The sequence below is a fragment of the Streptomyces sp. ITFR-16 genome (assembly GCF_031844705.1).
Classification (GTDB): Bacteria; Actinomycetota; Actinomycetes; order Streptomycetales; family Streptomycetaceae; genus Streptomyces.
The window spans coordinates 6,006,074-6,031,129 of record NZ_CP134609.1 but is presented as its reverse complement, the minus strand read 5'-3'; the positions used below and the strand labels follow the sequence as shown (position 1 = coordinate 6,031,129).

At 73.6% G+C, this 25,056-nt stretch carries 23 protein-coding genes and 1 riboswitch; of the genes, 13 read left to right on the top strand and 10 right to left on the bottom strand.

Annotation, left to right across the window (positions count from 1 at the left end):
- Window positions 1-495 (bottom strand): cell division protein FtsL, encoded by a 495-nt coding sequence (locus tag RLT58_RS26680; protein ID WP_311314660.1) that lies wholly within the window; start codon window positions 493-495, stop codon window positions 1-3.
- A gap of 91 nt (window positions 496-586) precedes the next feature.
- Window positions 587-1,552: a 16S rRNA (cytosine(1402)-N(4))-methyltransferase RsmH gene (gene rsmH / locus RLT58_RS26675; protein WP_311312907.1), complete on the bottom strand. Its 966-nt coding sequence runs from the start codon at window positions 1,550-1,552 to the stop codon at window positions 587-589.
- A 380-nt stretch (window positions 1,553-1,932) separates the two neighbouring features.
- Between rsmH and RLT58_RS26670 the strand changes: the two genes are divergently transcribed.
- The 4 genes from RLT58_RS26670 (at window position 1,933) to RLT58_RS26655 (ending at window position 7,587) form a co-directional block, all read left to right on the top strand.
- Entirely contained in the window at window positions 1,933-2,469 is a 537-nt protein-coding gene (locus tag RLT58_RS26670) for a beta-class carbonic anhydrase (RefSeq protein WP_311312906.1), read from the top strand.
- 261 nt (window positions 2,470-2,730) lie between these two features.
- Complete coding sequence (locus RLT58_RS26665) at window positions 2,731-3,780, top strand: AAA family ATPase (RefSeq protein WP_311312905.1); 1,050 nt, start codon at window positions 2,731-2,733, stop codon at window positions 3,778-3,780.
- Window positions 3,780-5,165, top strand: coding sequence for a DUF58 domain-containing protein (locus RLT58_RS26660; protein ID WP_311312904.1), 1,386 nt, complete (start codon window positions 3,780-3,782; stop codon window positions 5,163-5,165). Before RLT58_RS26665 ends, RLT58_RS26660 begins: the two co-directional genes overlap by 1 nt.
- A 10-nt stretch (window positions 5,166-5,175) precedes the next feature.
- Window positions 5,176-7,587 carry a transglutaminase TgpA family protein gene (locus RLT58_RS26655; protein ID WP_311312903.1) on the top strand — a complete coding sequence of 804 codons (2,412 nt, stop codon included), beginning with the start codon at window positions 5,176-5,178 and terminating at the stop codon, window positions 7,585-7,587.
- A gap of 133 nt (window positions 7,588-7,720) precedes the next feature.
- Here RLT58_RS26655 and RLT58_RS26650 read toward each other — a convergent pair whose 3' ends face one another.
- The 3 genes from RLT58_RS26650 to RLT58_RS26640 all read right to left on the bottom strand — a co-directional run bounded on the left by RLT58_RS26650 (window position 7,721) and on the right by RLT58_RS26640 (window position 9,790).
- Window positions 7,721-8,119 carry an SCO2097 family morphological protein gene (locus RLT58_RS26650; RefSeq protein ID WP_311312902.1) on the bottom strand — a complete coding sequence of 133 codons (399 nt, stop codon included), beginning with the start codon at window positions 8,117-8,119 and terminating at the stop codon, window positions 7,721-7,723.
- A gap of 285 nt (window positions 8,120-8,404) precedes the next feature.
- Window positions 8,405-9,163 carry a methyltransferase gene (locus RLT58_RS26645; RefSeq protein ID WP_311312901.1) on the bottom strand — a complete coding sequence of 253 codons (759 nt, stop codon included), beginning with the start codon at window positions 9,161-9,163 and terminating at the stop codon, window positions 8,405-8,407.
- 99 nt (window positions 9,164-9,262) lie between these two features.
- Complete coding sequence (locus RLT58_RS26640; protein WP_311312900.1) at window positions 9,263-9,790, bottom strand: SAV_6107 family HEPN domain-containing protein; 528 nt, start codon at window positions 9,788-9,790, stop codon at window positions 9,263-9,265.
- 167 nt (window positions 9,791-9,957) lie between these two features.
- Here RLT58_RS26640 and RLT58_RS26635 point away from each other — a divergent pair, with 167 nt between their 5' ends.
- The 5 genes from RLT58_RS26635 to RLT58_RS26615 all read left to right on the top strand — a co-directional run bounded on the left by RLT58_RS26635 (window position 9,958) and on the right by RLT58_RS26615 (window position 16,014).
- Complete coding sequence (locus tag RLT58_RS26635; protein WP_311312899.1) at window positions 9,958-10,791, top strand: ATP-binding cassette domain-containing protein; 834 nt, start codon at window positions 9,958-9,960, stop codon at window positions 10,789-10,791.
- Window positions 10,763-12,850: a YhgE/Pip family protein gene (locus tag RLT58_RS26630; RefSeq protein WP_311312898.1), complete on the top strand. Its 2,088-nt coding sequence runs from the start codon at window positions 10,763-10,765 to the stop codon at window positions 12,848-12,850. Before RLT58_RS26635 ends, RLT58_RS26630 begins: the two co-directional genes overlap by 29 nt.
- A gap of 29 nt (window positions 12,851-12,879) precedes the next feature.
- Complete coding sequence (locus tag RLT58_RS26625; protein WP_311312897.1) at window positions 12,880-13,491, top strand: TetR/AcrR family transcriptional regulator; 612 nt, start codon at window positions 12,880-12,882, stop codon at window positions 13,489-13,491.
- 359 nt (window positions 13,492-13,850) lie between these two features.
- Window positions 13,851-14,468 carry a DUF4126 domain-containing protein gene (locus RLT58_RS26620; protein ID WP_311312896.1) on the top strand — a complete coding sequence of 206 codons (618 nt, stop codon included), beginning with the start codon at window positions 13,851-13,853 and terminating at the stop codon, window positions 14,466-14,468.
- A 31-nt stretch (window positions 14,469-14,499) separates the two neighbouring features.
- Entirely contained in the window at window positions 14,500-16,014 is a 1,515-nt protein-coding gene (locus tag RLT58_RS26615) for a phytoene desaturase family protein (RefSeq protein ID WP_311312895.1), read from the top strand.
- Window positions 16,015-16,048: 34 nt separating this feature from the next.
- Here RLT58_RS26615 and RLT58_RS26610 read toward each other — a convergent pair whose 3' ends face one another.
- The 5 genes from RLT58_RS26610 to RLT58_RS26590 form a co-directional block, all read right to left on the bottom strand.
- Entirely contained in the window at window positions 16,049-17,038 is a 990-nt protein-coding gene (locus RLT58_RS26610; protein ID WP_311312894.1) for a hypothetical protein, read from the bottom strand.
- 50 nt (window positions 17,039-17,088) lie between these two features.
- Entirely contained in the window at window positions 17,089-18,006 is a 918-nt protein-coding gene (gene metF / locus RLT58_RS26605; protein WP_311312893.1) for a methylenetetrahydrofolate reductase [NAD(P)H], read from the bottom strand.
- Window positions 18,007-18,147: 141 nt separating this feature from the next.
- Window positions 18,148-18,801 carry a thiamine phosphate synthase gene (gene thiE, locus RLT58_RS26600; RefSeq protein WP_311312892.1) on the bottom strand — a complete coding sequence of 218 codons (654 nt, stop codon included), beginning with the start codon at window positions 18,799-18,801 and terminating at the stop codon, window positions 18,148-18,150.
- A 92-nt stretch (window positions 18,802-18,893) separates the two neighbouring features.
- The gene (locus RLT58_RS26595) at window positions 18,894-19,259 is read right to left on the bottom strand and encodes an Rv2175c family DNA-binding protein (protein ID WP_311312891.1); all 366 of its coding nucleotides are present in this window, start codon (window positions 19,257-19,259) and stop codon (window positions 18,894-18,896) included.
- Between the two features lie 64 nt (window positions 19,260-19,323).
- Complete coding sequence (locus RLT58_RS26590) at window positions 19,324-20,568, bottom strand: NAD(P)/FAD-dependent oxidoreductase (RefSeq protein WP_311312890.1); 1,245 nt, start codon at window positions 20,566-20,568, stop codon at window positions 19,324-19,326.
- Between the two features lie 109 nt (window positions 20,569-20,677).
- Window positions 20,678-20,790: riboswitch (TPP riboswitch) on the top strand.
- Between RLT58_RS26590 and thiO the strand changes: the two genes are divergently transcribed.
- From thiO to pknB, 4 genes are all read left to right on the top strand, one after another.
- Complete coding sequence (gene thiO / locus RLT58_RS26585; RefSeq protein WP_311312889.1) at window positions 20,788-21,966, top strand: glycine oxidase ThiO; 1,179 nt, start codon at window positions 20,788-20,790, stop codon at window positions 21,964-21,966. It overlaps the preceding riboswitch by 3 nt.
- Window positions 21,963-22,181, top strand: a complete 219-nt coding sequence (gene thiS / locus RLT58_RS26580; protein WP_311312888.1) for a sulfur carrier protein ThiS — start codon at window positions 21,963-21,965, stop codon at window positions 22,179-22,181. The genes thiO and thiS overlap by 4 nt, the downstream gene beginning before the upstream one ends.
- 2 nt (window positions 22,182-22,183) lie before the next feature.
- Window positions 22,184-22,978 carry a thiazole synthase gene (locus tag RLT58_RS26575; protein WP_311312887.1) on the top strand — a complete coding sequence of 265 codons (795 nt, stop codon included), beginning with the start codon at window positions 22,184-22,186 and terminating at the stop codon, window positions 22,976-22,978.
- Between the two features lie 114 nt (window positions 22,979-23,092).
- Window positions 23,093-25,051, top strand: coding sequence for a Stk1 family PASTA domain-containing Ser/Thr kinase (pknB, locus tag RLT58_RS26570; protein ID WP_311314659.1), 1,959 nt, complete (start codon window positions 23,093-23,095; stop codon window positions 25,049-25,051).
- The last annotated feature ends 5 nt before the right edge of the window (window positions 25,052-25,056 follow it).

Below are 25,056 nucleotides of genomic sequence, written 5' to 3'. Positions count from 1 at the left end.
TCACCTGCCGGGGCTCGGGGAGGTCTGGTTGGCCGGGGTACGCGGGGTCGCGGCGGTGCCCGGCTTCGCCGGGGCGGACGTGGAGGCGCCGGGCGCGGGCGCGGTGGCGGCCGCGGTGCCCGACGGGGTGGCGGGCGGCGGGGCCGGGGCTGTGGTCTTCGGCGGTGCGGGGGCCGGTGGCGCGGTGGCGGCCGACGGCACACCGCGCACCGTGCCGTCCGGGTCGAGGAAGACGGGGCTGCCGCCGGGGACCATGCCCAGCTCCCGGGCGCGGCGCGCGAGGGCGTCGGGCTCCGACGAGCGGTCGACGTCGCGCTGGAGGGCCTGCTGCTCGTCGGTGAGGTCGGTGGTCCGCTTCTTCAGCTCGCTCAGCCGGAACGATCCTTCGTTGAGCGCGGAGTTGAGCAGCAGCAGCGTGATCAGACCGCCGCCGAGGAGCAGGACGACCAGCAGCACGAAGGGGGTCCGGGCCGCGCTGCTCGGTCCGGCGGGCATCAGCCGGGTGAGCCGTGCGGCGCGTCCTTTCAGCTGCCCGGCCGGCTTGCTCACCGCACCGCTCCGTCCCCCGCGTCAGCGCTCCGGCGGCTCATCGCTCCTCCTCGCGGATGCGCTGGGCGCCGCGCAGCCGGGCGGGGGCGGCGCGCCGGTTCTCGGCGACCTCCTCCTCGGTGGGCAGCTCCGCGCCTCGGGTGAGCAGCTTCAGCCGGGGCTGGTAGCGCTCGGGGACGACCGGCAGACCGGGCGGGGCGGTGTTGGCGGCGCCTGCCGCGAACACCTGCTTGACCAGCCGGTCCTCCAGCGAGTGGTACGACAGGACGGCGATGCGTCCGCCGACGGCGAGGCTCCCGACGGCGGCCGGGATCGCCCGCTCCAGCACGGTGAGCTCGCCGTTGACCTCGATGCGCAGGGCCTGGAAGGTGCGCTTGGCGGGGTTGCCGCCGGTGCGCTTGGCGGCCTGCGGCAGCGAGTCGCGGATCAGCTCGACGAGTCTGGCGCTGTTGCTGAAGGGCTCCTTCTCGCGCTCGCGCACGACGGCGGAGACGATCCGCTTCGCCTGCTTCTCCTCGCCGTACGCCCGCAGGATCCGCACCAGCTCGCCCGGCGGGTAGGTGTTGAGCACCTCGGCCGCGCCGATCCCGGTCGTCTGGTCCATCCGCATGTCGAGGGGGGCGTCCTGGGCGTACGCGAAGCCTCGGTCGGCCTCGTCCAGCTGCATCGAGGAGACCCCGAGGTCGAACAGGACCCCCTGGACCTTGGGGACGCCGAGCCGGTCGAGCACCTCGGGCAGTTCGTCGTAGACGGCGTGCACGAGTGTGGCGCGGTCGCCGTAGGGCGCGAGGCGTTCGCCGGAGAGCCGCAGCGCCTCCTTGTCCCGGTCCAGCGCGATCAGCCGGGCGGTGGGGAAGGCGGAGAGGAGCGCTTCGCTGTGCCCGCCGAGTCCCAGGGTGCAGTCGACGACCACGGGCGGCTGCGGGCCCGCCGCCTCCAGAGCCGGGGCCAACAGGTCCAGGCATCGCTGGAGCATCACCGGGACGTGTCGGGTCTGGCTCATGCGCCCTCTCAGGCTCAGGTCCCGGGTGGCTGCACGTACGGCCTGGTCCCCGCCCGCTCGCGAAGGGGAGGTCCGCCGGCGCCGGGGAAGGGGCGTCAGCCGACCGGCGAGTGGGAGAGGGCCGGGCCGTACGTACGCCGCGCACACGGGGAAAAATTCGGAATGTGCAGGGTGTCGGTAACTTCCCGTCACTTTAGTCCACCCTGCCATTCGATCGATTCCCGATCAATCAACCCCGCAGCGCGTCGGGCATCCCTTTGTTCACCCGAGCGGGTGACCTGCTGTGAGGCTTGTGGGTTACCTCACAACAAGCGTCGTTGACGTTCTTTGTCCGCTTCCCCACCACGACGGAGAGGCTCCCGGCCGCTAACGTCTTGTCCATGTCGACTTCCGCGCACTCCCCCGCCGAGCCCGCCGTCCCCACGGTCACCGACCGCCTGGTCGAAGCGAACGGGCGCTACGCGTCTGAGTTCACCGACCCCGGCATGGACGCGAAGCCGGTGCTGCGCGTCGCCGTCGTCGCCTGCATGGACGCCCGGCTCGACCTGCACAAGGCGCTCGGCCTGGCCCTGGGCGACTGCCACACCATCCGCAACGCGGGCGGCGTGGTCACCGACGACGTGATCCGCTCGCTGTCGATCAGCCAGCGGGCCCTCGGCACCCGCAGCGTGATACTGATCCACCACACCAACTGCGGCATGGAGTCGATCACCGAGGAGTTCCGGCAGGAACTGGAGATGGAGGTCGGCCAGCGGCCGGCCTGGGCGGTGGAGGCCTACAAGGACGCCGACCAGGACGTGCGGCAGTCGATGCAGCGCGTGCGCACCTCGCCGTTCCTGCTGCACACCGACGACGTGCGCGGTTTCGTCTTCGACGTGACCACCGGTCTGCTGCGCGAGATCCCGCCGGCCGTCTGATCCGGAATCCCGCGGCGCCGGAAGGTGACGGACACGTTCCGGTGACGAAATCCCCACCTAGCCCGACATATCTCCCCCGGTTGTCCACAGGCGAGTGACACGAAGCGGTAACGGCAACAAGAATGCGTGTGTGACACCCCGTCGGGCCCCGCCCGGCGCGGTGTCGGTATTCGGGGTGGGCCGGGCCGCACGAGGGCGCCGGCCCGTGACTGGGGAATCCCGTGCTCCTGGTGAGCGTGGGGCAGGGCCGAGGAGGGCCGGGTGACGACCTATGACGATCGAGCGAGCCTCACAGATCTGACGACCACCGCGGAGCGGGTGCGCAGGTCGGTGGAGCGTGTGATCGAGGGCAAGCCGGAGGTCGTACGGCTTTCGCTGACCGTGCTGCTCGCGGAGGGGCACCTCCTGATCGAGGACGTCCCCGGCGTCGGCAAGACCATGCTGGCCAAGGCGCTGGCCCGGTCCATCGACTGCTCGGTGCGGCGCATCCAGTTCACACCGGACCTGCTGCCCTCGGACATCACCGGTGTGTCCATCTACGACCAGCAGCGCCGCGACTTCGAGTTCAAACCGGGCGCGATCTTCGCCCAGATCGTGATCGGCGACGAGATCAACCGCGCCTCGCCCAAGACCCAGTCCGCGCTGCTGGAGTCGATGGAGGAGCGCCAGGTCACCATCGACGGGCACACCTACGAGCTGCCCGACCCCTTCATGGTCGTCGCCACGCAGAACCCGGTGGAGATGGAGGGCACCTATCCGCTGCCCGAGGCCCAGCGCGACCGCTTCATGGCCCGGGTGTCGATCGGCTATCCGAGCGCGGAGGCCGAGCTCCAGATGCTCGATGTGCACGGCGGCGTCTCACCGCTCGACGACCTCCAGCCCGTGGCCCACGCGCACGACATCGTGAAGCTGATCGACGCGGTGCGCACGGTGCATGTCGCCGACGCCGTACGGCGGTACGCGGTGCAGCTCGTCGGCGCCACGCGCAACCACCCCGACCTCAGACTCGGCGCCTCGCCGCGCGCCACGCTGCATCTGCTGCGCGCCGCGAAGGCCTCCGCCGCGCTGAGCGGCCGGGACTACTGCCTGCCCGACGATGTGCAGGCCCTGGCCGTCGCGGTGCTCGCCCACCGGCTGCTGCCCACCGCACAGGCCCAGCTCAACCGCCGCACCGCCGAGCAGGTCGTGCTGGAGATCCTCCAGCAGACCCCGGTGCCCACGGCCGCCGGAGGCACGGCCGTCACGCCCCCGCAGCACCAGCCGGGCCCGGCGTACGGCGGCCGGCAGCAGCCCGGCGTACGGCGGCTCTGATGGCCGCCGGGGGGCCGGTCCCGATGGACGACAGCGACGACAAGGGCGGTCTGCGCGCCGCGCTGGGCGGGCTGACCACCCGGGGGCGCTCCTTCCTCGCGGCCGGTGTCGCGGCGGCGGTCTGCGCCTATGTGCTGGGCCAGGCGGACCTGCTGCGGGTCGGACTGCTGCTCGCCGTGCTGCCGCTGGTGTGTGTGACCGTGCTCTACCGGACCCGGTACCGCGTCGCGGGCACCCGGCGGCTCTCCCCCTCACGGGTGCCGGCGGGTGCCGAGGCGCGCGTCCATCTGCGCGTGGACAACGTCTCGCGGCTGCCCACGGGCCTGCTGATGCTCCAGGACCGGGTGCCGTACGTGCTCGGGCCCCGGCCCCGCTTCGTGCTGGACCGGGTGGAGGCGGGCGGGCGGCGCGAGGTGTCCTACCGGGTGCGCTCGGACCTGCGCGGGCGCTACCCGCTCGGTCCGCTCCAGCTGCGGCTGAGCGACCCGTTCGGGATGTGCGAGCTGACGCGTTCCTTCAGCGCGTACGACACCCTGGTGGTCATCCCCCGGACCGAGCCGCTGCCGCCGGTGCGGCTGGCGGGCGAGGCGACCGGGTACGGCGAGGGCCGTCAGCGCTCGCTGGCGCTGGCCGGCGAGGACGACGTGATCCCGCGCGGCTACCGGCACGGCGACGATCTGCGCCGCGTCCACTGGCGCTCCACCGCGCGCTACGGCGAGCTGATGGTGCGCCGCGAGGAGCAGCCGCAGCGCGCCAGGTGCACGGTGCTGCTGGACACGCGGCAGATCGCCTACCAGGGCGCGGGTCCCGACTCGGCGTTCGAGTGGGCCGTCTCCGGGGCGGCCTCCGTCCTGGTGCACATGCTGGAGCGGGGCTTCGCGGTCCGGCTGCTGACGGACAATGGGACGGTGGTGCCGGGCGAGGGCGAGAGCGGCTTCGCCGGTGCCACCCAGGACTCCGCGGACGCGGCCGGTCTGATGATGGACACCCTGGCCGAGGTGGACCACTCCGACGGAGGCGGTCTCTCCCGCGCCTACGACGTGCTGCGCGGCGGCAACGAGGGCCTGCTGATCGCCTTCCTCGGCGAGCTGGACGAGGAGCAGGCGGCCGTGGCGGCCCGGATGCGGCAGCGCAGCGGCGGGGCCGTCGCGTTCGTCCTCGACAGCGCCGCCTGGGTGCACGGCGAGAGCCCGGCCACCCGGGAGGCGTCCGAGCAGCGGCTGCGGCGGCTGCGCGAGTCGGGGTGGACGGCGGTGCCCGTGCGGCCCGGCACGGCTCTCGCCGGGCTGTGGCAGCAGGCGGGTCATCACGGCTCGCTGACGCAGTCCGCCGCGGTCGGCGGCACGACGGGCGGTACGACGGGATTCTCCGGTGGTTGGTCATGAGGGGACGGTCATGAGCGGTCGTGGTCGGCTGGCGCTGTGCGCCTTTGCGGCGACGCTGATGGCGGCGTGTTCGATGCTGCCGCTGGTCGACCCGGTCACCTGGATTCTGCAGGCCGCGTTCATGCTGGCCGTCGTGAGCGGTGCGGGCGCGCTCTGCCGCCGGGTGCCGCTGCCCCGGGTCCTGACGGTCGCCGCGCAGCTGCTGGTCATGCTGGTGCTGCTGACCGTGGCCTTCGCCCGGCAGCAGGCCCTGGCCGGGCTGGTCCCGGGGCCGCAGGCCGTGCGGCAGCTCGCGGATCTGCTGACGGCGGGCGCGGACGACGTCGGACGGTACGCGATTCCGGCGCCGGCCACCCCGGGCATCCGGCTGATGCTGGTGGGCGGTGTGCTGCTGGTCGGGCTCGCGGTGGACGTGCTGGCGGTGACGTTCCGCAGCGCCGCGCCCGCCGGGCTGCCCCTGCTGGCGCTCTACTCGGTCGCCGCGGGCCTCTCGGACGGCGGCGCGGACTGGCTGTGGTTCCTGCTGGCCGCCTGCGGCTATCTGCTGCTTCTGCTGGCCGAGGGGCGGGACCGGCTCTCCCAGTGGGGCCGGGTCTTCGCCGGTGCGGCCGGGTCCGGGAACGGGCTGCCCTCCGGGATCGACTCCCCGGGCCTCGGGGCGCTCGCCCCGGTGCGCACGGGCCGGCGGATCGGGGCCCTGGCGCTGGGCATCGCGCTGGTCGTGCCGGCGGCGCTGCCCGCGCTCGACGGCGGTCTGCTGGCCGGTACGGCCGGCGGGAACGGCAAGGGGGGAGGCGGCGGCACGATCTCCGCGGTGAACCCCCTGGTCTCGCTCCAGAACAACCTGAACCAGCCGGAGAACCGGGAGGTGATCTCGTACCGCACCAACTCCGAGGACACCCAGGGCTTCTATCTGCGCATCCTGGCCCTGGACCAGTTCAACGGGAACGAGTGGCGTGCCTCGACCCGGAGTCTGAAGGATGTGCCGAAGCGGATGCCGGACCCGGCCGGCCTCGCCCCGGACGTCGCCGTGACGGAGATCAGGTCGAACATCTCCGCCTCGCCCTCGTACCGGCAGACCTATCTGCCGCTCCCCTATCCGGCCACCGAGGTCAGGATCGGCGGGCGCTGGCGCTTCGAGCCGGAGGGGCGCACCCTCGTCGGGGACGACGGTGAGACGACCGGCGGCGCCCGGTACACGGTCTCCAGCCTGGAGGTGCAGCCGACGGCGGCCCAGCTCGCCCGGGCGGGCGCGGCCCCGGCGGCGCTGCTGCGCGAGTACACCCGGGTGCCCGACTCCCTGCCGAAGGTGGTCGCGCAGACGGCCGACGAGGTGACGAAGGGCGCGGCCAACGCCTACGAGCAGGCGGTGAAGCTGCAGAACTACTTCTCCACCGACGGCGGGTTCACCTACGACACCTCGGTGAACTCGGGGACCGGCAGCGCCGCGATCGCCCGCTTCCTGAAGGACAAGGAGGGCTTCTGCGTCCACTTCTCCTTCACGATGGCCGCGATGGCGCGGACGCTGGGCATCCCGGCCCGGGTCGCGGTGGGGTTCACCCCCGGCACCGCGCAGTCGGACGGTTCGGTCTCGGTCGGCCTGCGCGACGCGCACGCCTGGCCCGAGCTGTATTTCGAGGGCATCGGCTGGACCCGCTTCGAGCCGACGCCGACACGTGGCTCCACCCCCACGTACACCCTGCCGGACGCCCCGTCCGGTGACACGGCGGATCCGGCCCGGCCGGAGACGGGTGCCTCGGCGCCGGTTCCGGTGGCGCCGTCCGCGTCCGACAGCTGCCCGGCCCAGATGCGCAAGCAGGGTGAGTGCGGGAGCACGGAGATGCCCGGTGCCGTGGCGCCGACGGGTGGCGGGACGTCGGCCGGTTCCGTGCTCGGCATCGCCCTGGTGGCCCTGCTCGTGCTGCTGATTCCGCTGCTGCCGGCGGCCTGGCGGGTCAGGGTACGGGCCCGGAGGCTGGGCTCCTCCGCCGGGCGCACCCCGGCCGACGCGACGGCGCGGACGCTGTCGGCGTGGCTGGAGATCACCGACTCGGCGTGGGACCACGGCATCGAGCCGGACGAGTCGCAGACCCCGCGCAAGTCCGCGGCCCGGCTGGTGCGGCTGGGGCGGCTCGACACCGAGGCGGCCGCGGCCGTGCACCGGGTGGCGGGCGCGGTGGAGCAGGTGCTCTACGCGCCCCGGCCGCTCCCGGCGTCGGGGCTCGCGGAGGATGTGGGGACGGTACGGGCGGGGCTGCGGGCCCCGGCCGGCCGGTTCGCCCGGTTCCGCGCGGTCATGGCGCCGCGCTCGGCCGTCCGGGTGGTGTGGGCCCTGTCCGAACGGCGGGCGGCACTGGCCGGGCGGTGGCGGATGCCGCGGCGTCCCGCGTGGGCGCGCCGGCTGTCCCGCCAGGGCGGCTGACGACCCGGGTCCGGGGCACACGCCCCCGGAGCCACGGCAGGGAGTCCCCGGGGGCACGGCATGGGTGAGGGGCGGTCGCAGAAATGCGACCGCCCCTCACCCATAAGTGTTCTGAGCCGGGCTTCCCGAGCGCTTACTGCCCCTGCTCGTCACGGCGACGCTGCCACCGCTGTTCGATCCGGTTCATCACGGACCGGCGCTGTTTGGCCTGCCGGCGTTCGCCGGCGCCTCCGGTGCGGACCGCCTGTTGCTCGCCCGGCTTCGGCGCCTTGCGCCAACCCGTGACCGCGAGCACCGCGCAGCCCAGCATGACGAGGAAACCCACCACGCTGATCCAGATCTGCTGAGCGACCATTCCGGCCATGAGGAGCGCGATACCCACCAGAAAGCCAGCAACTGCCTGGTAGACCCGTCGCCGGGTGTACGTACGCAGCCCACTTCCCTCGAGCGCTGTCGCGAACTTGGGATCTTCGGCGTACAGCGCTCGCTCCATTTGCTCGAGCATTCGCTGCTCGTGCTCCGAGAGCGGCACGGAGTCCTCCTCGTCGTCGGCCGCGGGGGGCGGCCGGTATGCGGCCCTTCCAGGATAGGCAGGGAATCGCCCCCGTGAAACCCGCCCTCAATGCCAATCAGCCAGTCCGGGCCGCCACGACGGCTCAGCTGCTGAGGCGTTGATTCCCCAACCTCCGATCCGTCATGCCGGATGGTGTCCCCCGATCATACGGGGCCGAGGCCCGGATCGGGGCTGCCGGTGCGTACTCCGTCTGCAGCTGCGTTGCTGATCAGCCACGCTGCCGACCCGATCCGGCCGGGGCGCTCAGACCCGCTTCGTGCCCAGGACGTGCAGCTGGGTCGCCACCGAGTGGAAGGCCGGCAGCTCGGCGGCGGCGGTCTCCAGCTTGAGCAGGGCTTCCATCGCGCCCGGTTCGGTGTCCACCAGGACTCCAGGCACGAGGTCGGCGAAGACGCGCACACCGTGGACCGCGCCCACCTCGACATCGGCGGCGGAGACCAGCTCGGTGAGCTGCTCGGCCGTGTAGCGCCGGGGCATCGGGTCGCCCTCGCCCCAGCGGCCCGCCGGGTCGCTGAGCGCCTGCCTGGCCTCGGTGAAGTGGCCCGCGAGCGCCCGGGCCAGGACCGCGCCGCCCAGCCCGGCGGCGAGCAGGCTGAGGGCGCCGGCGGAGCGGAGCGCGTCGACCGCGTGCCGTACCCCCTCGGCGGGGTCGTCCACGTACTCCAGGACGCCGTGGCAGAGCACCGCGTCGTAGCCACCGCGCTCGACCACGTCGAAGAGACCGAGGATGTCGCCCTGCACCCCGTGCACCCGGTCGGCGACGCCGGCCTCGGCGGCCCGGCGCTCCAGCGCGAACAGCGCGTTGGGGCTGGGGTCGACGACGGTGACGCGGTGGCCGAGGCGGGCGACCGGCACCGCGAAGTTGCCGGTGCCGCCGCCGGTGTCCAGCACGTCCAGGGCGTCCCTGCCGGTCGCCTTGACCTGGCGGTCGAGGGCGTCCTTGAGGACCTCCCAGACCACAGCGGTACGGAGGGAGGCGCGGGGGCGCAGCTGGTCCGACACGGCAGTTGACTCCTCGGCACGGTGCCGCCACGGGGGCGGGGCGTGAACAGCGCAGGTAACAGGTCCCGTCCACCCTATGGCCTGGCACCGCCGTCGCCGTCATCCCGTGTCGGGGCGCTCGGCGCGGGGCTGCGGAAGCACCGGCTGGAGCACCAGCAGCCGCTCCACCAGGCGCAGGAACATCGCCGCGTCCCGCAGCAGGTCGTCCGCGTCCCGCCGGGTGGCCGCGCCGGGTATGCCCGCCTCGGCGCGGGCCCGCCGGGCGGCGCCTGCGGCGAACAGCGCGCTCCATTCGGTGAGCTCGGGGGCCAGCTCCGGGAGGACCTCCCAGGCGCTGCGGATGCGCTCGCGGCGCCGCCGGGCGGGCTCGGGCCGCCCCCGGACGGCGAGCACGGCGGCCGCGGTGCGCAGGGCGGCGAGGTGGGCGGTGGCATAGCGCTCGTTCGGCACGTCGAGGACAGCTGCCTCTTCCAGGCCGGCACGGGCCTGGGCGAGGAGATCGAGAGCGGCGGGCGGCGCCGCGGCGCGCCGGACGACGGGGTGGACATCGTGTGCCGGGCCGGTCGGTGAGGGAGCAGGGCCGTCTGCGCGGCGTCGCGGGGCGGCTGCTGCGGACGAGTGGGCCATGACAGAACCTCCTGTCTCGGTAACGGCTTCGTGGCCGTCTGTGTCCATCGTGACGGCACCCACTGACAATCGGTCTCGAACCGGCCCTGACCTGGCATTTTGCTTCGGTCACGAGTTCGGGATACCTTTTTGAACTGACCAGTCAGTTCAAAGAAGGGGGAGGGACTGTGGACAGCCCGCATGCTGCGGCCGGCCCGCACGGGGCCGCCGTCACCGCCGAGGACCTCGGGCTCAGAGGACCGCGCGGCTGGGCCTTCCGGGGCGTGACCTTCAGCGCCGCCCCCGGTTCCCTGATCGCCGCCGAGGGCCCCTCCGGCTCCGGCCGCACCTGCCTGCTGCTCGCCCTCACCGGCCGGATGAAGCCGACCGAGGGCCGGGCGGAGACCGCCGGGCTCCGCCTGCCGCGCCGGGCCGCCGCCGTCCGCCGGATCGCGGCCCTGGGCCCGGTGCCCTCGGTCAGCGAGCTGGACCCGGCCTTCACCGTCGACGAGCACCTGCGTGAGCGGGCCCTGCTCCAGCGCCGCTACGACGGCTCCCTGCGCACCCTGCTGCACCCGCGCCGCGAGCGCGTAGCCGCCGCCCGGGCCCGGATCGACGACGCGCTGACGGCCGCCGGGCTCGACCCCGCCGCCCTGCCCAAGGCCGGGCGGACCTCCGTACGGGATCTGGAGCGGCTGGAGGCGCTGCGGCTCTCCGTGGCCCTCGCGCTGATCGGCCGGCCCCGGCTGCTCGCGGTCGACGACACGGATCTCAAGCTCTCCGACGCCGAGCGGGCCGAGGCCTGGGCGCTGCTGCGCTCCCTCGCCGCCGCCGGCACGACCGTGCTGGCCGTGTGCAGCGAGGCGCCCGAGGACGCCCTCGTCGTCCGCACGGACGCCCCGCACGCGGACGCGGAACGCGCGGGTGCGGAAAAGGACACCGCACCCGACGCCACCGACGGGACCACCGAGGAAGACGAGGAAGGGACGGCCGATGCGTTCGCCGAGACTCGCCGCGCTTGAGCTGAGGCGCTTCGGCCGGGGGAAGCTGCCGCGCGCCGCACTGGCCGCGCTCCTGCTGCTGCCCCTGCTCTACGGCGCCCTGTACCTCTGGTCGTTCTGGGACCCCTACGGCCGCCTGGACCGCATCCCGGTCGCCCTGGTCAACGACGACAAGGGCGCCACCGCCGAGGGCAAGCGGATCACGGCGGGCGACGACATCACCGGGAAACTGCTGGACTCCAAGGTCTTCGACTGGCACGAGGTCAGCGCCGCCGAGGCCGACAAGGGCGTCGAGGACGGCACGTACTACCTCTCGCTGCGCATGCCGTCGGACTTCAGCAAGCGCATCGCCTCCAGCTCCGGCGACTCCCCCGAGACCGGCGCGCTCCAGGTGCGCACCAACGACGCCAACAACTACATCGTCGGGCAGATCTCCCGGACGGTGTTCTCCGAGGTCCGCACTGCAGCGTCGACCAACGCCTCGCGCGGCTTCCTCGACCGGATCTTCATCAGCTTCTCCGACCTGCACGACGCGACGGCGAAGGCCGCCAAGGGTGCCGACGACCTCAAGGGAGGCATCGGCAAGGCGAAGAAGGGCTCCAAGGACCTCGCGGACGGGCTCAAGGAAGCGAAGGGCGGCAGCAGCAGGCTGGCCACCGGCATCGTCAGGCTCGACAAGGGCGCGGGCGATCTGGAGACCGGCTCGCGCCAGGTCGCCGGCGGCACCCAGCTGCTGGCCGACAAGGTCAACAAGGTGGCCGGGGACATCCGCCCGTTCCTGAAGGACAACGGCAAGTCCATCGGTGACACGGCCCGGCTGGTCTCCGACTCGTCGAAGACCGTACGGGACAACCTCGACCTGCTCGTGAAGGCGGCGCCCACCGCCGCGAGCGCCGCACACACCGCGTCCGACGAGCTGACCGAGATCCACCGCACCCGCTGCGAGGACCAGCCGCTGCCCGACCCCACCGTCTGCCCGCCGCTGAAGCGGGCCGTGACGGCGGCGGCCGATGTCGCCGCCGTGGCCGACGACGTGAACGTCCTGGTCAAGAATCAGGACGGGGACCTCAAGAAGCTGCGCACCCAGCTGACCACCCTGCAGAAGCAGGCCGACGCGCTGGCCGAGCGCGCCCCGCACCTGGACGAGGACCTGGAGGCGTCGGTCAAGAAGATCAACGCCCTCAACACCGGCGCCCACAAGGTCGCCAAGGGCGCGGACCAGCTGCACACGGGCCTGACCACGGCCAGGACGGGCTCGGCCGATCTGAACACCGGCGTCGGCAAGCTGAAGAAGGGCGCGACGAGCCTGGACAGCGGGATGATCCGGCTCGGCGACGGCTCGGCGACCCTCGCCCAGGGCCTCAACGACGGCGTGGGAAAGATCCCCGACTACGACAAGAAGGACCGCGACGCCCGGACCGGGGTCATGGCCGACCCCGTGCAGCTGGCCTCCCGGTCGATGCACGCGGCGCCCAACTACGGCACCGGGTTCGCGCCCTACTTCATCCCGCTCTCCCTCTGGGTCGGCGCGATGGTGGCGTACATGCTGATCCAGCCGCTCAGCCGGCGCGCCCTGGCCGCCGGGGCACCGGCCTGGCGGATCGCCCTCGCGGGCTGGCTGCCGGTGGCCGCGATCGGGCTGCTCCAGGTGGGCGCCCTGATGTCCGTACTGCACTGGGGGCTCGGCCTGCAGATGACCCGGGCCGCCGGGACGATCGGCTTCCTCGCCCTGGTCACCTGCTGCTTCGCCGCGATCGTGCAGTGGCTGAACGCCCGCTTCGGAGCGGCCGGGCGCATCCTCGTCCTCGCGGTGCTGATGCTCCAGCTGACCTCGGCCGGCGGCACCTACCCCGTACAGACGAGTCCGGGCTTCTTCAACGCGATCCACCCCTATCTGCCGATGAGCTACATCGTGGAGGGGCTGCGCCGGCTGATCACGGGCGGCGGGCTCGGCCCGGTCTGGCAGGGCTGTGCTGTGCTGCTCGCCTTCACCGCAGGTGCGCTCGCGCTGACCGCGCTGTCCGCGCGCCGCAAGCAGATGTGGACCCTGGACCGGCTGCACCCGGAGCTGAGCCTGTGAGCGCCCCGGGACCTGTGAGAATCAGGAGCATGGAAAGCAGTAGCACCACGCGCCGCCGGGCCACCCGGCAGAAGCTCTACGAGGCGGCGGTGACCCTCATCGCCGAGAAGGGTTTCTCCGCCACCACGGTGGACGAGATCGCCGAGCGCGCCGGGGTCGCCAAGGGCACGGTCTACTACAACTTCAAGAGCAAGACCGAGCTGTTCGAGGAGCTGCTGCGGCACGGGGTCGGGCTGCTGACCGCCTCGCTGCGGGCCGCGGCCGAGGAGACCGACGCGCGGGGCGGCAGCCGGGTCGAGGCGCTGGACGCCATGATCCGGGCCGGTCTGGCCTTCATCGACCGCTATCCCGCCTTCACCCAGCTGTACGTGGCCGAGCTCTGGCGCACCAACCGCGCCTGGCAGGGGACGCTGCTGGTGGTCCGCCAGGAGGCCGTCGCCGTGGTCGAGGGCGTGCTGCGGGAGGGCGTCGCGAACGGCGAGCTGAGCGAGGAGATCGACATCCCGCTGACGGCGGCCGCGCTGGTCGGGATGGTGCTGGTGGCGGCGCTGGACTGGCAGGCGTTCCAGCCGGAGCGGTCGATCGACGACGTGCACTCGGCGCTGTCCCTGCTGCTGCACGGGCGGGTCAGCGGGCGCTGAGCCGGGCCCGGCCCGCCCCCGGACGTGCGAAGGCGCCGTCCGACGGGGCTCGATCCCCCCCGAGCCTCGCCGGACCGGCGCCTTGCGTGCAGCCGGAGAACCATCCCCCGTGACCCCGTGTCCCCCGTGGTCCCGGGTCCTCCGTCGTGCACCCCCGTTCGGAAGGGGGCGCCGCCGCGTTCCGCAGCCCCGTGCCGGCGGTGCCGCGGCGGCGCCCCTCCCGTGGTCCCCCACTCTGCCGTTCCCGCAGGTCGCGGCCCATCCGTGTCCCTACTCATCTCACGCCCTAGGTACGGATACTCAGACCTGGGCCCCCGCACCCGGCCGCACGGGCCCGCCGGCTGGTTACGATCACGTCCGTGTCCGTACTCCCCCTGGTGTTCACGAGCGGCTGGGCGAGCGGGATCAACGCCTACGCGGTGGTCCTGCTGCTCGGCGTCCTCGGCGCGACCGGAGTGACCGACGAGGTGCCCGCCTCGCTCCAGCGCACCGATGTCCTCGTCGTCGCCGGTGTGCTCTTCCTCTGCGAGGTGGTCGCGGACAAGATCCCGTACGTGGACTCGGTCTGGGACTCGGTGCACACCGTCATCAGGCCGCTGGCGGGCGCCGTCGTGGCGGCGCTGCTCGCGGGCGAGAGCGGGTCGCTGCCCGAGCTGGCGGCCGGGGCCGTCGGCGGTTCCACCGCGCTGATGAGCCATCTGGTGAAGGCCGGCACCAGGATGGCGGTCAACACCTCCCCCGAGCCCTTCAGCAATATCGCGCTGAGCACTGCCGAGGACCTCGGCGTCGCGGGGGTCGTCACCTTCGCCGTATTCCACCCGTGGATCGCCGCCGGCATCGCCGGGACCCTGCTGCTGCTCGGCCTGGTGATACTGGTCTTCCTGGCCTCCCGGATCCGCCGGTTCCTGCGCCGCAGGGCGCAGCGCCGGGAGGAGAGGCGGCTGGCGCAGTCCGTCTCCCACCGGCCTGACGACTGAGCTGTCGGAGGCAGTCGTTAAAGTCCCTGGCATGGCACGTATTGCGGTGATCGGCGCCGGGATGGGCGCGATGTCGGCGGCGGCCCGGCTGGCCGTGGCAGGCCACCGGGTGACGGTGTACGAGCGGTCGCAGACCTACGGCGGCTCGCTCGGCCGGCATGCGCGGGACGGGTTCGTCTTCGACACCGGGCCCGGTCTGCTCCATCTGCCCGCGGTCTACCGCGACCTGTTCGTGAAGACCGGCAAGGAGCCGCTGGAGCAGTGCGTCTCGCTGACCCAGGTGGACCCGGCGAGCCGCCATGTCTTCGCGGACGGCACGGACGTCCGTCTGCCGAACGCGTCACGCGCCGGGACGGTCGCCGCTCTGGACGCCGCGCTAGGCAGCGGTGCGGGCGGGAGGTGGGGCGCCTTCCTCGACCGGGCCAGGGACGCCTGGGACCGCTCCAGGCGTCCGCTGCTCGAGGAGCCGCTGCGCCCCGACTGGCAGGTGCTGACCCGCGACCCCTATCCGGCTCCGGCGCACCGCAGGCTGCTGCGTCCGGCCCGGCGGGCGGGCACGGTGGCGGAGATCGGTGCCTGGGAGCTGGCGGACCCCCGTCTCGCCGCCCTGCTGGACGGGTACGCGCTGTCGTACGGCCTGGATCCGCTGCACGCCCCGGCGGGCGCGGCCCTGCTGCCGTACATGGAGGAGACGTTCGGCAGCTGGTACGTCATGGGCGGGATGCGGGCGCTGGCGCAGGCGGTGTACGAGCGGTGCCTGGCCCGGAAGGTGGAGTTCGTCTTCGGCGCCGAGGTGGCCCGGGTCGTGGAGAAGGACGGCCGGGCAGCAGGCGTCGAGCTGGCGGACGGGACGGTCGCGGAGGCCGCGCACGTGGTGCTGGGCGCCCGGCCGGCTCCGGAGCTGGTGTCCGGTCAGGAGCTCTGGCAGGACGGCGAGGTGACGGCGCAGCCGCGCGCGGACGGCGGCGGGTCCGGCCGGTTCCTGGTGCTGCTCTCGCTGCGCGGCGGGCGGCCGGCCGACGCCGTGCACCGGACGCTGGTGCACCCGGCCGACGGGGCGGCCGAGAGCGCGGCGGTGTTCGGGGGCAGGGCCGCCGGGCACCCCACGGTGACGGTGCTGCGCCCCGACGATCCCTCGACCCGCCCCGACGAGGCGCACGAGGCCGTGACCCTGATGGCGACGGTCGCCCCGCACGGCCCGGTGGACTGGACGGACCCGGCGCTGCGCGCGCGGTTCGCGGACACGCTGATCGACAGCGCGGGCGCGGCGGTGCCCGGACTGCGGGAGCGGGTGCTGGACATGGAGGTGCGGACGCCCGCGGAGACCGCGGCGGACACCGGTGCGCCCGGCGGCGCCGTTCCCCCGCCCGCGCTGGCGGGTGCCGGGGGCGGTCATCTCCACGCGGGCAACCGCACCCGGCTGCCGGGGCTGCTGCTGGCGGGCGGCTGGTCGCACCCGGGCGGCGGGCCGGCCCATGCGGGCATGTCCGGGGCGCTGGTCGCGGGGATCGTCGTCGAGGGGGACGGCTTCCGCGGGTCGCAGTGACGGCGGCGGGGCCCGGGCGGCCCGGCCCCGGGCGTCAGTAGCGGTACTGGTCGTTGTAGCCGGGGTCGTAGCCGTTCGGGTACGGGGCCGGCTGGGCGGGCTGCTCCGGGGGCGGGGGGTACTGCTCGCCCTCGCGCTGCTGCGGCACCCACACACCGCCGGGCGGGGTCTCGGAGCCGTAGGTCCGGGACTGCGCGCCGTAGGGGTCGGCGGGGTCGGTGTACTGCTGTCCGGCGCCCTGGCTGTCGTAGTTCCCGTAGGCGTCGTACGTGCCGTACTGCGGGGTGCCCGCGGTGGTGCCGATGTACGGGTCGGAGTAGGCGGCGTACTGCTGCTGGTCCGTGCCGTAGTCGTACTGGCCCGCTCCGGCGTAGGTGCCCTGGCCGGAATAGGTGTCCTGGCCCGCGTAGCCGTCCTGGGCCGCGTAGGTGTCCTGCCCGGGGTACGTGTCCTGGCCGGGGTAGGCGTCCTGCCCCTGCGTCTGATGGCCCGGGTAGTCGGCGTAGGGGTCGTACGCGGCGTACTGCGGGCTGCCCTGGGGCTGCTGGGGTTCCTGGTGGGTCTCGCGGCGCGGCAGCGGATCGGTGTAGACGCCGTACTGCCCGGTGTCGTCCGGCAGGGGCTCCGGCTCGTAGACCGCGGCGGCCCCGTCCCGCGGGGCGGAGCCGGGGGCGGGCGGTGCGTCGGTGCCGGACTCCATCTCCAGGTCCGAGACCCGCAGCGCGGGCTCGCGCTCGCCGCCCCCGCGCCGCCGGCGGCTCGCGCCGGGGCTGCCCCCTATGGCCCAGCCGGTCGAGAAGCCCCGGCGGAACGAGAGCGTGACGTAGGTCTGACCGGTCGCGAAGGCGACCGCGCCGAGGGCGATGACGGGCACGGACGGCATCAGGACGCCGAGGACGACACCGAGGAAGCCGGTGAAGGCGAGCAGGCGCCAGCGCAGCCGCGCCTTGTACTGGAGCAGCACCTCACCGAGCAGCCACAGCGCAACGATGCCGAACGCGATGTAGAGGACCGTCCAGCCCATGCCCGCCCCCTTCTACGGCCACCGCCCCGGATCGTGGCGGGTACGGCCGGTCACGACTGCTTGTGCAGTCCGAGATTCTCGTAGATCTCGAGCGTCGCAGTCGAGTTGTTCAACGTGATGAAGTGCAGTCCGGGCACACCCTCGGAAAGCAGCTCCGCGCAGAACCGCGTTGCGAAGTCGATGCCAATGGAGCGTACAGCGGCGGGATCGTCCTTGGCGGCGAGGATGCGTTCTTTCAGCTCGGCGGGCACGGTCGCGTTGCTGAGCTGCGCGAACCGCTCCAATTGCCGGACGCTCGTGAGCGGCATGACTTCCGGAATGATCGGCGTTTCGCAACCCGCAGCGACCACCCGGTCACGCATCCGCAGATAATCCCCGGGCGTGAAGAACATCTGCGTGATCGCATAGTCCGCACCGGCGCGGCACTTGTCCACGAAATGCCGGATGTCGGTGTCCCAGTCGGTGGAGCGGGGGTGCCGCTCGGGAAAGGCCGCGACGCCGACGCAGAAATCCCCGGCCTCCTTGATCAGCCGGACGAGATCGGCCGCGTACCGCACTCCTTCCGGGTGCTCGACCCACGGGCCCATCGGGTCGCCCGGCGGGTCGCCGCGCACGGCGAGGATGTTCCGGATGCCGGCGTCCGCGTACTGCCCGACCATGTTGCGCAGTTCGGCGACGGAGTGGTTGACCGCCGTGAGGTGCGCGACCGGGGTGAGGGTGGACTCGGCGGCGATGTCCTGGGTGGCCTTCACCGTCCCGGACCGGGTGGAACCACCGGCCCCGTAGGTCACGGAGACGAAGCTCGGCCGGACCGCCTCGACCCGGCGCAGCGCGTTCCAGAGGTTCCGTTCGCCCTTTTCGGTCTTGGGCGCCCAGAACTCGAACGAGTACGAGGTCTTGCCGGTCGCGAGCATCTCACGCACGGTGCGCGCGTGATCTGTCCTGGTGGAAGGTGTGCCAAGGGCCATACCGGCAGGTTAACCAGGAGGACGCCCCATCCCCGCCGAACCGGGGTGATTTGCCTGGATTGACCGTTACTTTGTCCACGCCTCGGACACTTCTGTCCCAAACACGCCCTCGGCGCGCGCTGCGGGACGCGCCCGCGCCGCTCACGCGCCGGCGCGCTCGCGGACCCTTCGTGCCAGCTCAGCGGCGGCGGCGGCCGGATCGGACGCCTCCGTGACGGCGCGGACCACGACGACGCGGCGCGCCCCGGCGTCCAGCACCTGGTCCAGATTGCCCGCGTCGATCCCGCCGATGGCGAACCAGGGGCGCGCGGGGGCGAGCGAGGCGGCGTAGCGGACGAGGTCCAGGCCGGGGGCGTGCCGGCCGGGCTTGGTGGGGGTGGGCCAGCAGGGGCCGGTGCAGAAGTAGTCCACGCCGGGCTCGGCGACGGCCGCGTCCACCTCGGCCCGGGCGTGCGTGGAGCGGCCGACGACCACGTCCCGGCCGATGATCGCGCGGGCGGCCGGCACCGGCAGGTCGCCCTGGCCCAGGTGCAGCACGTCGCTGCCGATGGCGTGGGCGACGTCGGCCCGGTCGTTGACCGCGAGGAGCTTGCCGTGGCGCTTGCAGGCGTCCGCGAAGACCGCGAGGTGCTCCAGCTCCTCGGCGGCCTCCATGCCCTTGTCGCGCAGCTGGACGATGTCCACCCCGCCGGAGAGCACCGCGTCGAGGAACTCGGGCAGGTCGCCCTGGCGCCTGCGCGCGTCCGTGCACAGATAGAGCCGGGCGTCGGACAGCTGCGAGCGAGGCGTGGACATGGTGCGGTTCCCCCCGGGACAAGGCGATGGCGTGGTGCGGCGCGGGGAGCGGGCCGCGTGGGACGCGGCCCGCTCCCCCGTACGGCTTTCGGTCAGACGGCGAGCGCCTGGGCGCGGCGCTTCACCTCCGTGCCGCGATTCTCACTCAGCGCCTGCGCGGGCGTGCCCGGCAGGGTCGGGTCGGGCGTGAAGAGCCATTCCAGCATCTCTTCGTCGGAGTAGCCGTCGTCCCTCAGGAGCGTCAGGGTCCCGGAGAGGCCCTTGACCACCTTGCTGCCGTCGATGAAGGCGGCAGGCACCTGGAGCGCCCGGTTCTCACCACGTCGTACGGCGATGAGCTGGCCCTCCTTCACCAGCTGCCGCACACGCGTCACCTCGACATCGAGCATTTCCGCGATGTCGGGAAGGTGGAGCCAGGCAGGGACGAGAGCATCGATCTTTGCGTCAATCTCGGTCACGGGACAAGCCTGCCATCCCGGACCGACAGCCGACACCCGGACTCAGCCCTTCAGGTCCTCGCGGCTACGGGAGGACCGCCGACTTCAGCGGTACGGAGGGGTCGGCGGCCCGCAGCGGATCGAGCCGCGCCCCCGCCTCGACGAGCCTGCGCCCCTGGGCCAGATCGCGCGGCCGGCTCACGGCCAGGACGGCGGCCAGGACGCCGTCGCGCAGCCAGCACACGGACCAGGCGGGGTCCGCCGGGTCGCCGCGCCACAGCAGCGTGTCCGCGTCCGCGTGATGGCCGGCGTACTGCACGAACCGGCCGAACTGCTCGGACCAGAAGTAGGGCACGGGGTCGTAGGCGGGCGGTTCGGCGGCGCCCTCGCCGGCGGCCGCGGCGATGTGCGCGGCGGCGGTCCTCGGCCCCTGGAGCGCGTTGTCCCAGTGGTGGACGAGCAGCCGGGTGCCGTAGCGGGCGGAGGGGAAGGAGGCGCAGTCGCCGACGGCGTACACATCGGGCAGCGAGGTGCGCAGGGCCGTGTCGGCGGTGACCGATCCGTCGGGGCCGAGCGCGACGCCCGAGCCGGCCAGCCAGCCGGTGGCGGGCCGGGCGCCGATCCCGACGACGACCGCGTCGGCGGCGAGGGTGCGCCCGTCCGCCAGGACCACCGCGCCGGGTTCGACGCGGGCGACCCGGGCCCCGGTGAGGAGTTCGGCGCCGCTCTGTGCGTACCAGGCGGCCATCGGGGCGGCGACCTCGGCGGGCAGGGCACCCGCCAGGGGCCGGCCGGCGGCCTCGACGACGGTGACCGCACAGCCGGCGGCGCGGGCCGCGGTGGCGAACTCGGCGCCGATCCAGCCCGCGCCCACGACCACCACGTCGTGCCCCGCCGCGAGGACGGGGCGCAGCCGCGCCGCGTCGTCGAGGGTGCGCAGCAGATGGACGCCGGGCACGCCCTCGGAGCCGGGCAGGACGACCGGTTCGGCGCCGGTGGCGATGACCAGGACGTCGTAGGGCACGGGGCCCGCGGAGGTGTCCAGTTCGTGCGCGGCGGCGCGCACGCCGGTGACCTCGCAGCCCAGGCGCAGTTCGATGTCCAGGCCCTCGAAGTCGATGTCGAAGGCGGATTCCTCGGCCTTGCCGAGCAGGACCGCCTTGGACAGCGGGGGCCGGTCGTAGGGCTGGTGGGGCTCGGCGCCGATGAGGGTGACGGCGCCCGTGAAGCCCTGTTCGCGCAGGGCCACGGCGGTCTGCACCCCGGCCATGCCCGCGCCGGCGACGACGACCCGCCGCCCCGGCCTCTCTGCCCGCTGCTGCTCGCTCACCCGTCCACCTTAACCACGTGACAGACCGTCAGGACAGGGGGCCGCCGGTCCCGCCCGCACCCCCGCCCTCCTTACCGGGTCCCGGGAGCGGGGTTTAGGGTGGCCACGGTAAGACACTCGCGGGAGCCCGGACGCACCGGGCTGAGAGGGAGGCTGGACGGCCTCCGACCGTACGAACCTGATCCGGGTCATGCCGGCGAAGGGAGGGGCTGGACGCCCATGCGCACCCATCGCACCGAAGGGTCCGACGTCCTCGTCATCGGGGGCGGCATCATCGGCCTGGTGACCGCCTGGCGGGCCGCGCAGCGCGGACTGCCGACCGCGGTCGTGGACCCCGGTCCGGGCGGCGGCGCCGCCCGGGTCGCGGCCGGCATGCTGGCCGCCGTCACCGAACTCCACTACGGCGAGGACACCCTGCTGAGGCTCAACCTCGCCTCCGCCGCCCGCTATCCGTCGTTCACCGCCGAGCTGGAGGCGGCCGGCGGACAGGACATCGGCTTCCGCGCCTGCGGCACCCTGGCCGTCGCACTGGACGCCGACGACCGCGCCCATCTGCGCGAGCTGCACGAGCTCCAGCGGCGCTCGGGGCTGGACTCGCAGTGGCTGACCGGCCGGGAGTGCCGCCGGCTGGAGCCGATGCTCGCGCCGGGGGTGCGGGGCGGGCTGCGGGCCGACGGCGACCACCAGGTCGATCCGCGCCGGCTGGCCGCCGCGCTGCTCACGGCGTGCGAGCGGGCCGGGGTCGTCTTCCACCGCCGAAGGGCCGAGCGGCTCTCGGTGGTGCGCGACCGGGCCGTCGGGGCCGTCCTGGACGACGGCACGGAGGTGGCGGCCGACCAGGTCGTGCTCGCCGCGGGCAGTCTCAGCGGCCGGCTGGCCGGGGTGCCCCCGCAGGTCCTGCCGCCCGTGCGCCCGGTGAAGGGCCAGGTGCTGCGCCTGACCGTGCCCCCCGCGTACGCCCCCTTCCTCTCGCGCACCGTGCGCGCCGTGGTCCGGGGCAGCCACGTCTATCTCGTGCCGCGCGAGAACGGCGAGCTGGTCGTCGGCGCGACCAGCGAGGAGATGGGCTGGGACACCACGGTCACGGCGGGCGGGGTGTACGAGCTGCTGCGCGACGCGCACGAGCTGGTGCCCGGCATCACCGAGCTGCCGCTCACCGAGACCCTGGCCGGCCTGCGCCCCGCCTCCCCCGACAACGCCCCGCTGCTCGGCCGGACCGCCCTGCCCGGCCTCCATCTCGCCACCGGCCACCACCGCAACGGGGTGCTGCTCACGCCCGTCACGGGTGACGCCATGGGGCAGCTGCTGGCCGGCGGCGAGCTGCCCGAGGTGGCCCGCCCCTTCTCCCCCGGACGGTTCGCACCCGCCGCCCCCGCACGTCAGGAGCAGCCCGCATGACCGAGTCCGTCCCGCTCACCGTGTCCGTGAACGGCGAGGCGGTCGCCGTCGCCCCGGGCACCACCCTGGCGGCCCTCGTCGCGACGCTGACGGCCGCGCCCTCGGGTGTCGCGGCCGCGCTCAACGAGACCGTGGTGCCGCGCGGCCAGTGGCCCGCGGCGGCGCTCACCGACGGCGACCGGGTCGAGGTCCTGACCGCGGTCCAGGGAGGCTGACCGTGTCCGACGACCTCTTCACCCTCGGCGGCACCGTCCTCGGCTCCCGGCTGATCATGGGCACGGGCGGGGCGCCCAGCCTTGAGGTGCTGGAGCGCTCCCTGACCGCGTCCGGCACCGAGCTGACCACGGTCGCCATGCGCCGCCTGGACCCGACCGTGCAGGGCTCCGTGCTCTCCGTGCTGGAGAAGCTCTCCATCCGGGTGCTGCCGAACACGGCGGGCTGCTTCACGGCGGGCGAGGCCGTGCTCACCGCCCGGCTGGCCCGCGAGGCCCTCGGCACCGACTGGGTCAAGCTGGAGGTGGTGGCCGACGAACGCACCCTGCTGCCCGACCCGGTCGAGCTGCTGGACGCCGCCGAGATCCTGGTGGACGACGGTTTCACCGTGCTGCCGTACACCAACGACGACCCGGTGCTGGCCCGGAAGCTGGAGGACGTGGGGTGCGCCGCGATCATGCCGCTCGGCTCGCCGATCGGCTCGGGCCTGGGCATCCGCAACCCGCACAACTTCCAGCTGATCACCGAGCAGGCGGGGGTCCCGGTGATCCTGGACGCGGGCGCGGGGACGGCGTCGGACGCGGCGTTCGCCATGGAGCTGGGGTGCGCGGCTGTGATGCTCGCCTCGGCGGTGACCCGGGCCCAGGAGCCCGAGCTGATGGCTTCCGCGATGCGGCACGCGGTGGAGGGCGGGCGGCTCGCGTACCGCGCCGGGCGCATCCCCCGGCGCCACTTCGCCGAGGCGTCGTCGCCGGTGGCGGGGCGTGCGGCGCTGGATCCGGAGCGCCCGGCGTTCTGAACCCGGGGTTCCGCGGTGGCGGATCTCATGTCCCTGTCACGGCTCGGCTTCAGTACTGCCCCGGGTTCGCCCCGGAGCGTCGGGGGTGTCCGTGGCGGCTCGTAGACTCGCATGGTGGATACGACCCTCCAGGACCCTCTCGTCGGGCAGCTGCTCGACGGCCGCTACCGCGTCGATGCCCGCATCGCCGTGGGCGGCATGGCCACGGTCTACCGGGCCATGGACACCCGGCTCGACCGGGTGCTCGCCCTCAAGGTGATGCATCCGGCGCTCGCGACCGACGCCACGTTCGTCGAGCGCTTCATCCGTGAGGCCAAGTCGGTGGCGCTGCTCGCGCACCCCAACGTGGTCGCGGTCTTCGACCAGGGCGCCCAGGGTCAGTACGTCTACCTGGCGATGGAGTACGTCGCGGGGTGCACGCTGCGCGACGTGCTGGCGGAGCGCGGCGCCCTGCGGCCGCGGGCCGCGCTGGACATCCTGGAGCCGGTGCTCGCCGCGCTCGGTGCCGCGCACCGGGCAGGCTTCGTGCACCGCGACATGAAGCCGGAGAACGTGCTGATCGGGGACGACGGCCGGGTCAAGGTCGCCGACTTCGGCCTGGTCCGGGCCGTGGACTCGGTGACGAACACCACGGGGACCATCCTGGGCACGGTCTCGTATCTCGCCCCCGAGCAGATCGAGCACGGCACGGCGGACACCCGGGCGGACGTCTACGCCTGCGGCGTCGTGCTGTACGAGATGCTGACGGGCGACAAGCCGCGCGACGGGGACTCCCCCGCCCAGGTCATCTACCAGCACCTCAACGAGGACGTACCGCCTCCGTCGGCCGTGGTCCCGGGGCTCGCGGTCGAGCTCGACGACCTGGTCGCGAGCGCGACCGCCCGCAACCCCGAGATCCGTCCGTTCGACGCGGTGGCGCTGCTCGCCGAGACGCGCCGGGCCCGCGCGGGCCTCACCGACGCCCAGCTCGACGCCGTACCGCCGCAGGCTCTCCCCGAGGTGCGCGACGCGGCCGAGGAGCCGCAGGACGCCGGGGAGGACGTCCGGGAGGACGACCACACCACGGTCATCCCCCGGGTGCTGCCTGCCGATCTGGGCACCGCCCACCACACCAACCGGCTGGAGATGCCCCCGCCGCCCGCACAGCTGCCGCCGCCCGCCCGTGGCGGCGGGCTCCGCGGCGGTCCCCGGCGCGGCATCCTGGCGGCGGTCCTGGCCGTGCTGCTGGTGCTGGGCGTCGGCGGGGGCGTCTGGTACATCAACTCCGGACAGTTCACCCAGGTCCCCGCGCTGCTGGGCCAGAGCGAGAAGGCCGCGAAGAAGCGGCTCTCGGACGCCGGGCTGGACCTGAAGGGCGTCGAGCGCGTCTACAGCGACACCGTGGACCGGGGCAAGGTGGTGGGCAGCAACCCCAAGTCGGGCGACCGCATCCGGGGCAACGGCTCGGTCTCGCTCATCGTCTCGCGCGGGCCCGAGATCGTGAAGGTGCCCGACGTCGAGGGCCTCAGACTGGGCGACGCCCGGCGCGAGCTGGTGAAGGCCGGCCTGCAGCCCGGCATGGTGACCAGGGAGTTCAGCGAGGACGTGGCGGCGGGCGAAGTGGTGCGTACGGATCCCGAGCGGGGGACGGAGCGGCACCCGGACTCCGCGGTCGCGCTCGTGGTCTCCAAGGGCGCCCCCGTCGACGTCCCGGACGTCACCGGTCTCTCCGTCGAGGACGCCACGGACGCGCTGAAGGAAGAGGGCCTGAAGACCGAGGTGGCGCCCGGCCGGGTCAACTCCCCGGAGGACGCGGGCGACGTCGCCCGCCAGTCGCCGGGCGAGGGCACCGAGGCCGCCAGGGGCGACACCGTCACGCTGACGGTCTCCAAGGGCCCGCGCATGATCGACGTACCGGACGTGACCGGCAAGGACGTCGACGACGCCCGCAGCGAGTTGGAGGACGCGGGCTTCGAGGTCAAGGTCGACCGCCCGTTCCTCTCGTTCAGCGACACGGTCGCGAGCCAGTCCGTCGACGGCGGCGACCGGGCGCCCGAGGGCAGCACCATCACCATCAGGACCAAGGGGCTCTAGATCCG

What these genes read in the sequence shown, in the direction of transcription:
- thiS (WP_311312888.1), top strand. Translation starts at nt 21,963, where the DNA reads ATGACCGAGTCCGTCCCGCTCACCGTGTCCGTGAACGGCGAGGCGGTC.
- RLT58_RS26625 (WP_311312897.1), top strand. Translation starts at nt 12,880, where the DNA reads ATGGAAAGCAGTAGCACCACGCGCCGCCGGGCCACCCGGCAGAAGCTC.
- RLT58_RS26640 (WP_311312900.1), bottom strand. Translation starts at nt 9,790, where the DNA reads ATGGCCCACTCGTCCGCAGCAGCCGCCCCGCGACGCCGCGCAGACGGC.
- metF (WP_311312893.1), bottom strand. Translation starts at nt 18,006, where the DNA reads ATGGCCCTTGGCACACCTTCCACCAGGACAGATCACGCGCGCACCGTG.
- thiE (WP_311312892.1), bottom strand. Translation starts at nt 18,801, where the DNA reads ATGTCCACGCCTCGCTCGCAGCTGTCCGACGCCCGGCTCTATCTGTGC.
- RLT58_RS26670 (WP_311312906.1), top strand. Translation starts at nt 1,933, where the DNA reads ATGTCGACTTCCGCGCACTCCCCCGCCGAGCCCGCCGTCCCCACGGTC.
- RLT58_RS26610 (WP_311312894.1), bottom strand. Translation starts at nt 17,038, where the DNA reads ATGGGCTGGACGGTCCTCTACATCGCGTTCGGCATCGTTGCGCTGTGG.
- RLT58_RS26660 (WP_311312904.1), top strand. Translation starts at nt 3,780, where the DNA reads ATGGCCGCCGGGGGGCCGGTCCCGATGGACGACAGCGACGACAAGGGC.
- RLT58_RS26680 (WP_311314660.1), bottom strand. Translation starts at nt 495, where the DNA reads ATGCCCGCCGGACCGAGCAGCGCGGCCCGGACCCCCTTCGTGCTGCTG.
- rsmH (WP_311312907.1), bottom strand. Translation starts at nt 1,552, where the DNA reads ATGAGCCAGACCCGACACGTCCCGGTGATGCTCCAGCGATGCCTGGAC.
- RLT58_RS26655 (WP_311312903.1), top strand. Translation starts at nt 5,176, where the DNA reads ATGAGCGGTCGTGGTCGGCTGGCGCTGTGCGCCTTTGCGGCGACGCTG.
- RLT58_RS26630 (WP_311312898.1), top strand. Translation starts at nt 10,763, where the DNA reads ATGCGTTCGCCGAGACTCGCCGCGCTTGAGCTGAGGCGCTTCGGCCGG.
- thiO (WP_311312889.1), top strand. Translation starts at nt 20,788, where the DNA reads ATGCGCACCCATCGCACCGAAGGGTCCGACGTCCTCGTCATCGGGGGC.
- RLT58_RS26615 (WP_311312895.1), top strand. Translation starts at nt 14,500, where the DNA reads ATGGCACGTATTGCGGTGATCGGCGCCGGGATGGGCGCGATGTCGGCG.